The sequence below is a fragment of the Candidatus Kurthia intestinigallinarum genome, from assembly GCF_003991225.1.
GTDB lineage: Bacteria > Bacillota > Bacilli > Bacillales_A > Planococcaceae > Kurthia > Kurthia populi.
The window spans coordinates 42325-54855 of sequence record NZ_JTFC01000011.1; the positions used below are offsets into that span (position 1 = coordinate 42325).

Here is a 12531-nt window from a genome sequence, read left to right on the forward strand (position 1 = left end):
TGTGCGGTTTTTTGTTTTTTTAATGTGGCGCTAATACCGTTAGAAACTGTGGTTTCACGGTGATTTCTACTGGTAGTTTAGGCCCTTCATCTCCGTTTACATTCGTTACGAGTGGCTCTTTTGCAGAAACCGTTAATGTCTTACACGTCAGCATTTGTACATGCTCTGACTCCATAATTTTTCCTTTCCATAAATCTGGTGCAAGTTTGACTAACTCACTAAAACCGAGCTCAGGAATAATCATGACATGTATAAGGCCATCATCAGGTGTCGCATTCGGGAAAAAATGCTCAAGCCCTGCAATATAACTCGTTAGCCCAATCATAACAATTGCTGCTTCTCCTTTCCAATGTTTTCCATCGTACGTGATATCAAAATGATAATTTTCATTTTCCGCTAATGTCTGAACACCCTTCATAACAAATGCAAACGGGCCAAACATCGTTTTAGCTTCGGATGGCACTTCATGCATCGCTCTTGGAATTGTGCCGATTGTAACACTATTTGTAAAATACTGATCTTCAATATAGCCTAAATCAATATTGCGCGGCTTGTAGGTCAAAATCTCATCAATCACTTCTTCAGGGACAAGTGGCATATCAAGCGCACGTGCAAATTCATTTACTGTACCAAGTGGTATAAAAGCAAGTGTCGGTCTCTTTTCAAGGGGTGCAATCCCCATAATCACCTCACTAAGCGTCCCATCGCCGCCCATCGCAACGACTAAATCGGTCGTTGCTGCACAGTCTATCGCAAATTTTGTAGCGTCCCCTTCTTGCCGTGTTTCAAGAACTTCTACCTCATCATATTTCTTTGAAAGTTCCCGTTCTAAATGTTCTTTATAGCTAACGGCTTTTTCTTTTCCTGCAGAAGGATTAACAATCATAACAGCTTTCATAAGCTTCCACTCCTTTTATACGTTATGTTCCCCTTTCATTAAAAAACATAACGTGTAAGAAGGCTTCAATTGGTAGTTTAAAAGGGATAACTATAAGTAATACAAAAAGGAGAAAAAAGTCGAATCTATGTTAGATTCGGTTTTTTTAGTTCATCTAATTAGACGTTTTTTTAAAGAGAAAAGTTTTAAATAGAATGAATAAATTCTTTTAATTTTCCATTTACTAAAAAATCATACTATCTTATCCAACAATCTTTTTATTATAAGACTCAAAAGAAATGAGGTGTCGTATGCGCAATTATTTTTTATTCTGTCTTATAATTTTTTCGGATGTTGCCAATGCGAAAAAATTCGATGCATCGTTTGTAAAGTCATTTGAAAAAGGACGTTTACCGGACCATCCGTATAAGATTGGGACGCGATTTTGGCTGGGGATGACGATGCGCTGATCAATATGTACGACGGCTTTTTTAGCTACTCGGCTCAAAAGACTACCTACTATTTCCTAGCAAATGATGTCATATTGCCTGGCATTCCTGCAAAGGGCATTGCCGCATTATATGACGGCAGAACAACTGAAAAAACGCTAAAAAATCACGTAGCAATCAAGTCAGCTATACAGACGGTCGTAAAAACATCGCCCTTTATAAAGTCGATGAATACTATGTGACGGCTGAATATAAATCAAAAAAATACGCTTTATGGTCGCGACCTTAGAAGGTATGCGCACGTATTATGGCTTTAAAAAAATAGACAAAAAAAGAGCCTCCGACAAAGTGTCGTAAGGCTCTTTTTTTAATGTGTGCTAAGCGCTAGGGTAGATAAAGTCCTAACGTGGTATTACATCATACCGCCCATGCCGCCCATATCAGGCATTGCAGGAGCACTTGCTTCAGGAATTTCTGCTACTACTGCTTCTGTTGTTAAGAATAGAGAAGCAACTGATGCAGCATTTTGAAGTGCTGAACGTGTAACTTTTGTTGGGTCAACGATACCAGCGTCGATCATGTTTACCCATTCGCCAGTTGCTGCGTTGAAGCCAATTCCTACTTCTTCACGTTTTAAGCGGTCTACGATAACTGAACCTTCAAGACCGGCGTTGTTTGCGATTTGACGGATTGGTTCTTCTAATGCGCGTAATACAATGCGTACACCTGTTGCTACGTCGCCTTCGTTTGCATCTGCAAGTTCTGCTACTTTATTGTAGATTGATACAAGTGCAACACCACCACCTGCTACGATACCTTCTTGTACAGCAGCACGAGTAGAGTTTAATGCATCTTCAATACGTAATTTACGTTCTTTTAATTCGGTTTCAGTTGCAGCTCCGACTTTAATTACAGCTACACCACCAGCAAGTTTTGCAAGGCGTTCTTGTAATTTTTCTTTATCAAATTCTGAAGTTGATTGATCGTGTTGTTTACGGATGTTTTCAACGCGCGCTTCAATTTCAGTTTGTGAGCCAGCACCTTCAACAATTGTTGTATGGTCTTTTGTCACAACGACTTTGCCAGTATTACCAAGCATATCGATTGTTGCTTGTTTTAAATCTAAGCCGATATCTTCTGTAATCACTGTACCACCAGTTAATACCGCTACATCTTCAAGCATTGCTTTACGACGGTCACCAAAGCCAGGTGCTTTAACAGCTACGACATTGAATGTACCACGTAATTTATTGACAACGATTGTTGCAAGAGCTTCGCCTTCGATATCTTCAGCAATGATTAATAGTGGACGACTTTGTTGTACCACTTGCTCAAGCACTGGTAAGATTTCTTGGATATTTGTGATTTTTTTGTCTGTGATTAATACGTATGGATTGTCTAAAACAGCTTCCATTTTATCGTTATCTGTCACCATGTAGTGTGATAAGTAACCACGGTCAAATTGCATCCCTTCTACAACTTCAAGTTCAGTTGTGAAGCCGCGAGATTCTTCTAATGTAATAACACCTTCGTTACCAACGCGTTCCATTGCTTCAGCGATTAATTCGCCTACTTCTTCATCCGCTGCTGAAATTGCCGCAACTTGTGCAATTGCTTCTTTTGTTTCAACAGTTTTAGAAATTTGTTGTAGTTCTGTTACTGCAGTCGCAACAGCTTTGTCAATCCCTTTACGGATGCCGACAGGATTCGCGCCAGCAGTTACGTTTTTAAGACCTTCTGTAATCATTGCTTGTGCAAGTACAGTAGCTGTTGTTGTACCATCACCAGCGATTTCATTCGTTTTAGAAGCTACTTCAGATACAAGTTTTGCACCCATGTTTTCATATGGATCTTCTAATTCGATTTCTTTTGCGATTGTTACACCATCATTTGTAATAAGTGGTGTACCAAATGATTTTTGTAAAACAACGTTACGACCTTTTGGACCTAATGTCACTTTTACTGTATTCGCTAATTTATCAACACCTTGTAGCATTAAGCTACGTGCTTCTTCGCTGAATTTAATATCTTTTGCCATGTTTGAAAACCTCCTGAAATTTTTAAGTTAATAAAGTAAGATATGCAAGGATTATTCAATTACCGCTAAAATGTCTTCTTCTGAAAGGACTAAGTAAGCAGTATCGCCGTAAGTAACTTCTGTGCCTGCGTATTTTGCGAACACAACATCGTCGCCTTCTTTCACGTCGAAAGTAACGCCTGATCCAGTAGCTAATACTTTACCTTGTTGAGGTTTCTCCTTTGCAGAGTCTGGTAATACGATGCCGAATGCAGATTTTTCTTCTACTTCTACGACCTCAATAATAATACGTTTGCCTAATGGTTTTAACAAATGAAACAACCTCCTAATAAGATATCTTAATTTATTAGCACTCTTTAGTCTTGAGTGCTAACACAAGTATTATATTAATGAATTTCAACTGAACTTGCAAGTATTACGCATAAAAATTTTGAATTTAACATTCTTTCCTCTACAATAAGGAAGAACACTTACTGTAAAGGAAAGGATTCCTATTGTGAAAAATAAAAAAACAGCTTTCTATATACTGATTACGTATATTATTATGCAGCTAAGCGGCGCTGTTTTACTGCAACCGCTGTATACTTTCTATAAAGGCCAACACCCTACATGGACGCACGATAAATTGGCACTTCATACGCAGGGCTGGTATATGTTTTTTAGTATGCTTTTAGCACTGATTGTATCGATTCTTTTCATTGCACGCGACAAACAATTTTTCGACAACTTTAAAGAAAAAATGCCGCTTCCACAAGCCATTCTTTGGGGAATTATTGGTTTTGTTATGGTGCTCGCTGGCCAAATGATTGGTGGCATGATTGAGTCATTGCTCGGTATTAGCGGCAGCTCTGAAAATACAACATCCCTTCTCGGTATAACAGATGTTGTGCCAATCGCCATTTTGGCTATCGCACTCTTTGGTCCCATTTTAGAGGAGCTCTTATTTCGTCGTGTCATCTTCGGTTCACTTTATCAAGGCACAAGCTTCTGGGTAGCAGCACTGATTAGTTCGTTATTCTTTGCGCTTATGCATTTTGATTTTGTGCATATTTTACTTTATGCGATTACTGGCTTCGTTATGGCATTTTTATATACCAAAACTGGTCGCATTATTACACCGATGATTGCGCATATTTTATTAAATACCTTTGTAACATTTACTCAATAGAAAAAGAGGCTGGGACATACGTATAAAAACAACCGTTCCTATGAGCATAAGAAAAACCGGAATCGCGCGGTGGCGCGGTTCCGGTTTTTCGTTGCGAACGCTAAAAAAGGAACATGACGTGTTTTGTCCCAGCCTCTTTTTCTGTTTACCCTTTTAACATGCCATCAATCGATTCTTTTTCCATGCCTAGCTCCGTCAACCGCTTACGCTCTGAGCGCAAATATTGACGATACCCAAGTCGCGCAATCCATATACTAATCTCATATAAAATGCACAGTGGAATCGTAATCATTAAATGTGATACCACTTCTGGTGGTGCAATAATCGCGGCAATGACCAGTAATGAGAAATACGCATATTTCCTCACACTCGCCATCCACATCGGTGTTACAAGTCCAATGCGCGCAACAAAGTGCATAATGACTGGTAGCTGGAATACAAAGCCAAATGGAATGGTAATCTTAAATAAAAACTGAAAATATTCATTGATGCCAATCGTTTGCTCCACATTCATATCCTGTGACCATTCCATCATGAATTTCATAATATACGGAAATAAAATCAGATAGGAAAATGCAACGCCAACGACAAACAGTACAATCACATATGGAATATAGCGCAGTGTCGCCTTTTGTTCATGCGCATACAACCCCGGACTTACATATGCCCACAACTGATACATAATAACTGGCATCGTCAGCACAAGTGCAATGACAAAATCCGCCTGAAAGAAAATCTTTAGCGGGTCCGTGACATTAAAGGCATGTAACTGCAAAGACTTTGCATGCTCACTATACTGTAAGTAATGAATAAGTGGCTTCGCAATAAAGAGGCCTATAATCACATTAATGACAAAGAAAACGGTTACTGTAATTAACCGTTTTCGAAGTTCATTTATATGCTGTTCAAGCGTTAGTTCATTATCTTCCATTGCAATAACTCCCTAACTATTTATGTTCAACTTTATTTTTCTCTTTTGTCTTATCATCATCGTCATCCACTAAACCTTTAGTGGCATTCTTGAATTCACGGAGCGTGGAGCCCATCGCTTTTCCAAGCTCAGGCAGCTTCTTCGGACCAAAAATAAGTAGAGCAACGACAGCGATGATTACAATGCTGCCAAAACTAACTCCTCCCATTACAGGCACCTCCTCATTAAGATGCCTATATTGTAACGCAATCATTCTCAATTAGCTATAGCGTTCTCAATAGACTATTGACTCATTTTCCTACATTACGCATAAAGTAGCTCAGCGTCTGTAATTCAATTGATAAATCGATTGTATGTACACGGAATGTATCCGGTACTTGTAGGCGCACAGGCGTGAAATTAAGAACACCCTTCACATCCATCGCAACAAGGCGGTCTGTCATCATTTGAGCAGAGCGTGCTGGTACTGTTAAAATCGGTAGCTCAGCATGAAACTCTTCAAATTTTTCTTCCATAACATCTGGATGAAAAACGGGTACACCATTGACTAATTTCCCATCAAGTGGATAGTTCGTATCGAAGGCAACAACGATTTTCATATTCTGATTTTTTTGGAAGTTATATTTCAGTAGCGCATGCCCCAGATTACCAATCCCGATAACAGCGACATTCATGCGCTCATTATCATCTAATACATCTCTAAAGAAAACGAGTAATTTTTGTACATCGTAGCCATAGCCCTTACGACCAAGTGCGCCGAAATGTGAAAAATCTCGTCGAATCGTAGCAGAATCTATTTGCATCGCCTCACTTAACTCTTTTGAAGAAATGCGTTCTATTCCTGCTTCCGAAAAATTTTGAATGAAACGATAATAGAGAGGTAATCTTTTCGTCGTGGCCTGCGGAATTTTATAATTTTCTTTCAAAGCGGTTGTCCCCTCCTGGATTAACTTTAACTTCTTAACATTGCACCACTGCCCACATTTCGATAAACTAAAATGAGAACTGAGGTGTACTTCATGATTGTATTACAAGTCAATCAATTATATAAATCTTATATTGCAGATGAAATTTTAAGTGGCGTGAAGCTCGAAGTACAGCATCGAGACCGCGTCGCACTTGTTGGCCGTAATGGTGCCGGCAAATCCACATTATTAAAAATTATCGCGGGGCAACTTTCGTATGACTCCGGCGATATTATTATGCCAAAAGATATCCATCTTGGCTATCTCGATCAACATGCGGGTCTTGATTCAGACCTAAGTGTATGGGATGAAATGATGACGATATTCGAGCCCCTAAAAGCGCTTGAAACAACGATGCGCTCACTCGAACAGCGTATGGCAGACCCAGACATTTATAACGATGCTGAACAATATGCCAAAATTATGGCTGATTATGATCAGCTTCAACATGACTTCAAAGCACGTGGCGGCTATCAATACGAAGCCGATACACGTGGGGTTCTTCATGGGATGCAGTTCCCTCGAGAAATGTTTGACCAGCCAATTAATTCATTATCCGGCGGTCAGCGTACACGACTTGCCCTAGCGAAGCTACTACTTAGCAAGCCTGAGCTCCTTATTCTCGATGAACCGACCAACCACTTAGACATTGAAACACTAAGCTGGCTAGAGAATTATTTGAAGAACTACGATGGAGCCATCCTTATCGTATCACATGACCGTTACTTCTTGGACCAAGTTGTGTCGATTGTCTATGAAGTTTCTCGTCATCATGTCTCAAAATTCTCTGGGAACTATTCGGACTATCTAGACCAAAAAGCGAAAAACTATGAATTAGACGTTAAACGCTATGAAAAAGAACAATCGGAGAAGGCGAAACTTGAGCAATTTGTTGAAAAAAATATTGCTCGTGCATCCTCTACAAAAATGGCGCAAAGCCGTCGTAAAATGTTAGAGCGACGTGAATGGATGGATTCTCCGCTTGGCGATGAAAAGTCAGCCACGCTGACATTTGAAATCGAGCGTCAAAGTGGCAATGATGTATTATCGGTGGACAACCTCGCAATTGGCTATGATGACAAATTAATTTCAGAGAATATTCAGCTACGTGAATACCGCGAAGACCGTATTGCTCTTGTCGGCCCAAATGGTGTCGGTAAATCTACACTATTGAAAACGATTGTAGGCGACCAACCAAAGCTTGCTGGTGAAGTACGCTTTGGTACGAATGTTCAAATTGGCTACTACGACCAAGAGCTTGCAAAATTAACGAGCAATCGTACGGTCATTAAAGAAATTTGGGATGAATGGCCATTAATGAACGAAAAAGATGTGCGTTCTGTACTCGGCCGTTTCCTATTTTCAGGCGACGACGTTGAAAAAATTGTGAGTGACTTGTCTGGTGGCGAAAAAGCGCGTCTAGCACTTGCCAAATTGATGCTTGAGAAAAATAACTTCCTCGTACTCGATGAGCCAACCAACCACTTAGACTTAGATAGTAAAGAAGTGCTTGAAAATGCGTTGATCGATTACCAAGGCACACTGCTTTTCGTGTCACATGACCGTTACTTTATTAATCGTATCGCCACAAAAGTTGTTGAACTCTCACATGATGGGACATTCGAATATTTAGGTGACTATGATTATTATGTTGAGAAAAAACTGGAGCTCGAAGAAATTGCGCTTGAAAAAGCAGCTGAAGAGCAGGCAAAACACCCTACGCCAGTAAAAGAGAAAAAAGTGACAAACACATCAATTGATAAAGAAGCCAAGAAAAAAGAACGCAGCCTTCGTCGTAAAATCGAGACGTTAGAAGCTGATATGGCAACGTTTGATGCACAGATTGTTGAATATGAGCAGCAGCTTTGTGACCCAGATGTCTATTCAGATCATGAAAAAACACTGACCATTCAATCGGCATTAGATGATGCCAAAGAACAAAAGGATACGCTTGAAATGGAATGGCTTGAATTAAACGAAGAGCTTGAAGCACTTTAATCCTTTAAAGAGAGGCTTGGACAAAACACGTCATTTTCCTTTTTTAGCGTTCGCAACGAAAAACCGGAACCGCGCTACAGCACGATTCCGGTTTTTCTTATGCTCATATAAACGGTTGTTTTTATACGTATGTCCCAGCCTCTTCTTTTTTACGGCAACCTCCTGATATAAATTTCGCTCTTATAAAAAAGGAGGCGTCCTATGAATAAAAATTGGTTAATGTCGTTGTTAGTCATTGTATTCATTTATCAACTTGGCTTTTTTGCGGTTCATTTACCATCATTTTTACACTATTTGTATTGGGGTTCTGCAAGTATTTTGGGTCTTGTCATAGGGTTCTACAGTTTAAAGAATTTCTACAAAAAGCTACCGGTTGCTGTACTCGGGAAATTAACATTTTTAATAGGTGGCTTCACATCTTCCCTTCTTCTCTTAGAATTGGCTACGTTAAATATGTAAGATGCAGGAAAATCCTGCATCTTTTTTAGTTATCCACAGGCTAGTTGATTCCAATTTTTCATTATACATATTTATGCAATTTATCCAAATCGCGTTATGCCGCGATTTATGGCATTAAAAAACAGCCCAACAAGTAAATTGTCAGACTGTTTCAAAAAGTTATCCACATGTGCATAACTTTATTTTCCTTTTTTAATCATTCCAAGAACGTAATTCCATGCCTGGACGACCATTTAAATCCCAACCGCTACGTTTGCCGGCTTTAAACATTTCTGTTCCTGCTGCGGCAATCATTGCGGCATTATCTGTACATAATTTAAGTGGTGGTACGAAGAACGGAATGCCCTCTTCATTGAAGATTTTCTCAAGTTCCGTACGTAAGCCTTTATTGGCTGATACGCCACCTGCTGCGATGACTTGCTTCACATTAAATTCACGTGCCGCACGCAATGTTTTCGTTGATAGCACTTCTACAACACTATCTTGGAAACCTTTTGCGATATGGTATGGATTAATATCGCCACCGCGTTGTTTTGCGTTGTGTTGATAGTTAATAACGGCTGATTTTAAGCCACTAAAGCTGAAATCATACGAATTAGGCTCCAACCATACACGTGGAAACTCGATGGCTTCGTCACTTTCATGTGCCATTTGGTCAATACGTGGACCACCAGGATACGGGATGTCTAGCACGCGCGCTACTTTATCGTATGCTTCACCTGCTGCATCATCACGTGTTTCACCAATTACTTCAAATGAGCCATGCTCTTTCATTAAAACAAGTTCTGTATGCCCACCTGATACGACTAATGCAAGTAATGGAAACTCCATTGGTTGCATTAAGTTATTCGCATAAATATGCCCTGCAATATGATGTGTGCCGACAATCGGTAAATTATGTGCAAAAGCAAAAGCCTTCGCAGCATTAATACCGATTAAGAGCGCACCAACAAGCCCAGGACCTTCTGTAATACAAACTGCATCTAAATCCTTAGGCTCCATATTCGCTTGCTTTAACGCTTCCTCAAGAACGATTGTGACATTCTCTACATGATGACGTGATGCAATTTCTGGCACAACGCCGCCAAAACGTTTATGACTTTCAATTTGTGATGCCACGACATTTGAAATGATTTCAGTCCCATTTTTCACGATAGACGCGGCCGTTTCATCACAGCTACTTTCAATACCTAATATATAAAGATCTTTTTCCATTATAAATTCACCCACATGACAAGAGCATCCTCTTGATTATCTGTATAGTATCCTTTACGAATACCACCTGCCTGGAATCCTAGTTTGCGATAAAGATTTTGTGCTACGTCATTTGTTACGCGCACCTCAAGGCTCATAACCACGCAGCCCTGCTCTTTTGCGATGCGCATGGCTTCGCGCATCAATTGCTCCCCAATTCCTTTGCCGCGACCTGCTGGCATAACGGCAACATTTGTAATCTGACTTTCATCAAGTACAATCCACATACCGCAAAAACCGATAATTTCATCGTCTTCAAGTGCGACTACATAGGTTGCTTGTGTATTTTTCGTCATTTCCATTTCAAATGACTCTAATGTCCATGGCGCTGGGAATACAGCTTCTTCAATATGGTGAACAGCGGCTGCATCCGCAAGCGTCATTAAACGATAGGTTACCACATTTGTTCACCTACTTATTTTTTTGTTCTTTAATCCAATTCGCCTCAGCTTCTGCTAAACGGCGATATTGTGGCACAAAATTATGCACCGCATCCCCTGTTAATTGAGGCATTTTTTCTGCTAAATAAATTAGTTGTGCAGCATCTGGTAAATCAATTGTATAAGGCGCACGAACTGCACGCTCGCCTAATGTTTCGACAATTACATCCCAGAAAGTATCCACATCATGCCCTACGAATAATACAGGTGCATTCAGTGAATCTAATTTTTCTATTAAGTCTGCGATGCTATAGTGATGGTCCTCAACAACATTTTCAAAGCCATTTGCTGCATCAAAAGCACCCGCGTATACATTTTGACGGCGTGCATCAATTAACGTACAAACAATGCCATTATACATTGCCGCATTTGCTGCTAGCATTTTTAAGCTTGAAACGCCTACTAAAGGCTTGTTCAGTGTCCATGCTAATGTTTTCGCAATCGTTACGCCAATACGAATACCTGTGTATGAGCCAGGCCCTTCGCTGACTGCCACCGCATCAATATCCTGCGCTGTTAACTTCACACGTGTTAATAAGCGCTCAATCGCAAGCATCGCACCACCTGAGTGATTTAACTTAATATTTGTTACTTCGTTTGCGAGCACTTGACCGTCTTTCACTAACGCTACGGCAAGCGGTGTATTTGCTGTATCAATACCTAACCAAATCATTTCATTAACTCCTCACACAACTGCTCATAACGTGTTCCAGTTGGGTTTAGTAAAAATCGTCTTGCGTCTGCATCAACACGTTCAATACGAATCGCAAGTCGTTCTGCCGGTAGGTCTGGTTCAATTAAATGCGCCCATTCTACAACCGACACTGCATCGCCGAAAAAGATTTCATCCCAGCCAAGATCCTCATCACTATCAGCTAGACGATAAACATCTAAATGATTGAGTGGAAGGCGTCCTTCATATTGTTTCATAATCGTAAATGTCGGGCTATTAACGATACGTTTTACTCCTAAACCTTTAGCAAGTGCTTGTGTAAACGTTGTTTTTCCTGCACCTAAGTCGCCTTCTAGTGTAATCGTATCTTGTGGTTGTAATAAATCAGCGAGCTTCATGGCAAGAGCTTGTGTCTCTTCTAAAGATTGTACAGTCCATTCAATCGTCATGTTTCTCGTCCTCTCCAAAAATGCATATCTATAGTGTAACGAATTCAAGTTAATTGTTCAAAGTGTATGAATTCAATTTCTAGGCAAAAAAAATAACACAGCGCCATTGCTGTGTTTACATAAATAAAAAATGGCGGTCCGGACGGGACTCGAACCCGCGACCTCCTGCGTGACAGGCAGGCATTCTAACCAGCTGAACTACCGGACCAAAGATTATTTACAAAAAATATTATAGCAAGGTGCTTAATATATAGCAATACTTTTATAAATTTTTTTATAGGTATAATAAACTTTATTTATTACTGCGGTATTGATTCGTATAAAAACAAAAAAGACGAACATACTGTCCGTCTCTGTGTGCCTAGCAACGTCCTACTCTCGCAGGGGGAAACCCCCAACTACCATCGGCGCTAAAGAGCTTAACTTCTGTGTTCGGCATGGGAACAGGTGTGACCTCTTTGCCATCATTACTAGACTATTTAATTACCTTTTCTCAAGAACATTAATTATTTTAACATCATATTGAGTGAAAGTCAATTACTTTTTTAGAAAAATAATTATTCTTTCAAAACTGGATAAACATGGACATGAAAGTATATTTGGTTAAGTCCTCGACCTATTAGTATTCGTCAACTCCGTACATCGCTGCACTTCCATCTCGAACCTATCTACCTGATCGTCTTTCAGGGGTCTTACTTACTTGCGTAATGGGAAATCTCATCTTGAGGGGGGCTTCATGCTTAGATGCTTTCAGCACTTATCCCGTCCACACATAGCTACCCAGCGATGCCTTTGGCAAGACAACTGGTACACCAGCGGTGTGTCCATCC

14 protein-coding genes, 1 tRNA gene and 2 rRNA genes are annotated in these 12531 nt (G+C 40.1%); 4 read left to right on the plus strand and 13 right to left on the minus strand.

The features are described 5' to 3' along the window. Positions 1 to 19 precede the first annotated feature (19 nt). The gene (locus QI30_RS03820; RefSeq protein WP_126989629.1) at positions 20 to 898 is read right to left on the minus strand and encodes a diacylglycerol/lipid kinase family protein; all 879 of its coding nucleotides are present in this window, start codon (positions 896 to 898) and stop codon (positions 20 to 22) included. Positions 899 to 1188: 290 nt separating this feature from the next. Here QI30_RS03820 and QI30_RS20315 point away from each other — a divergent pair, with 290 nt between their 5' ends. After that, positions 1189 to 1347 carry a hypothetical protein gene (locus QI30_RS20315; RefSeq protein WP_158620953.1) on the plus strand — a complete coding sequence of 53 codons (159 nt, stop codon included), beginning with the start codon at positions 1189 to 1191 and terminating at the stop codon, positions 1345 to 1347. Positions 1348 to 1738: 391 nt separating this feature from the next. On the opposite strand, the gene groL is transcribed toward QI30_RS20315, so the two are convergent. Both groL and QI30_RS03830 read right to left on the minus strand, forming a co-directional pair. After that, complete coding sequence (groL, locus tag QI30_RS03825) at positions 1739 to 3364, minus strand: chaperonin GroEL (RefSeq protein ID WP_126989630.1); 1626 nt, start codon at positions 3362 to 3364, stop codon at positions 1739 to 1741. A 51-nt stretch (positions 3365 to 3415) separates the two neighbouring features. Continuing rightward, a complete protein-coding gene (locus QI30_RS03830; protein ID WP_126989631.1) occupies positions 3416 to 3676 on the minus strand; it encodes a co-chaperone GroES in 261 nt (86 codons plus the stop codon). Between the two features lie 184 nt (positions 3677 to 3860). Here QI30_RS03830 and QI30_RS03835 point away from each other — a divergent pair, with 184 nt between their 5' ends. Next, a complete protein-coding gene (locus QI30_RS03835) occupies positions 3861 to 4532 on the plus strand; it encodes a CPBP family intramembrane glutamic endopeptidase (protein WP_233600512.1) in 672 nt (223 codons plus the stop codon). Between the two features lie 145 nt (positions 4533 to 4677). Here QI30_RS03835 and tatC read toward each other — a convergent pair whose 3' ends face one another. From tatC to QI30_RS03850, 3 genes are all read right to left on the minus strand, one after another. Further along, positions 4678 to 5463, minus strand: coding sequence for a twin-arginine translocase subunit TatC (gene tatC / locus QI30_RS03840; RefSeq protein WP_126989632.1), 786 nt, complete (start codon positions 5461 to 5463; stop codon positions 4678 to 4680). A gap of 16 nt (positions 5464 to 5479) precedes the next feature. Further along, the gene (locus tag QI30_RS03845; protein ID WP_126989633.1) at positions 5480 to 5671 is read right to left on the minus strand and encodes a twin-arginine translocase TatA/TatE family subunit; all 192 of its coding nucleotides are present in this window, start codon (positions 5669 to 5671) and stop codon (positions 5480 to 5482) included. A gap of 82 nt (positions 5672 to 5753) precedes the next feature. Next, the gene (locus QI30_RS03850) at positions 5754 to 6389 is read right to left on the minus strand and encodes a redox-sensing transcriptional repressor Rex (protein ID WP_126989634.1); all 636 of its coding nucleotides are present in this window, start codon (positions 6387 to 6389) and stop codon (positions 5754 to 5756) included. Between the two features lie 93 nt (positions 6390 to 6482). Between QI30_RS03850 and QI30_RS03855 the strand changes: the two genes are divergently transcribed. Next, positions 6483 to 8426: an ABC-F family ATP-binding cassette domain-containing protein gene (locus QI30_RS03855; RefSeq protein ID WP_126989635.1), complete on the plus strand. Its 1944-nt coding sequence runs from the start codon at positions 6483 to 6485 to the stop codon at positions 8424 to 8426. Positions 8427 to 8627: 201 nt separating this feature from the next. Beyond that, entirely contained in the window at positions 8628 to 8885 is a 258-nt protein-coding gene (locus QI30_RS03860) for a hypothetical protein (RefSeq protein ID WP_126989636.1), read from the plus strand. A 192-nt stretch (positions 8886 to 9077) separates the two neighbouring features. On the opposite strand, the gene tsaD is transcribed toward QI30_RS03860, so the two are convergent. The 7 genes from tsaD to QI30_RS03895 all read right to left on the minus strand — a co-directional run. Continuing rightward, entirely contained in the window at positions 9078 to 10100 is a 1023-nt protein-coding gene (gene tsaD, locus QI30_RS03865) for a tRNA (adenosine(37)-N6)-threonylcarbamoyltransferase complex transferase subunit TsaD (RefSeq protein ID WP_126989637.1), read from the minus strand. Further along, positions 10100 to 10540: a ribosomal protein S18-alanine N-acetyltransferase gene (gene rimI / locus QI30_RS03870; protein ID WP_126989638.1), complete on the minus strand. Its 441-nt coding sequence runs from the start codon at positions 10538 to 10540 to the stop codon at positions 10100 to 10102. Before rimI ends, tsaD begins: the two co-directional genes overlap by 1 nt. Positions 10541 to 10550: 10 nt before the next feature. After that, on the minus strand, positions 10551 to 11252 hold the full coding sequence (tsaB, locus tag QI30_RS03875; protein ID WP_126989639.1) for a tRNA (adenosine(37)-N6)-threonylcarbamoyltransferase complex dimerization subunit type 1 TsaB: 702 nt from the start codon (positions 11250 to 11252) through the stop codon (positions 10551 to 10553). After that, positions 11249 to 11701, minus strand: a complete 453-nt coding sequence (gene tsaE / locus QI30_RS03880) for a tRNA (adenosine(37)-N6)-threonylcarbamoyltransferase complex ATPase subunit type 1 TsaE (RefSeq protein WP_126989640.1) — start codon at positions 11699 to 11701, stop codon at positions 11249 to 11251. Before tsaE ends, tsaB begins: the two co-directional genes overlap by 4 nt. A gap of 131 nt (positions 11702 to 11832) precedes the next feature. Further along, positions 11833 to 11909: transfer RNA gene (locus tag QI30_RS03885), tRNA-Asp, on the minus strand. A 151-nt stretch (positions 11910 to 12060) separates the two neighbouring features. Then, positions 12061 to 12176, minus strand: a 5S ribosomal RNA gene (gene rrf / locus QI30_RS03890). Between the two features lie 124 nt (positions 12177 to 12300). Then, positions 12301 to 12531 (minus strand): 23S ribosomal RNA (locus tag QI30_RS03895); the annotation flags it as partial.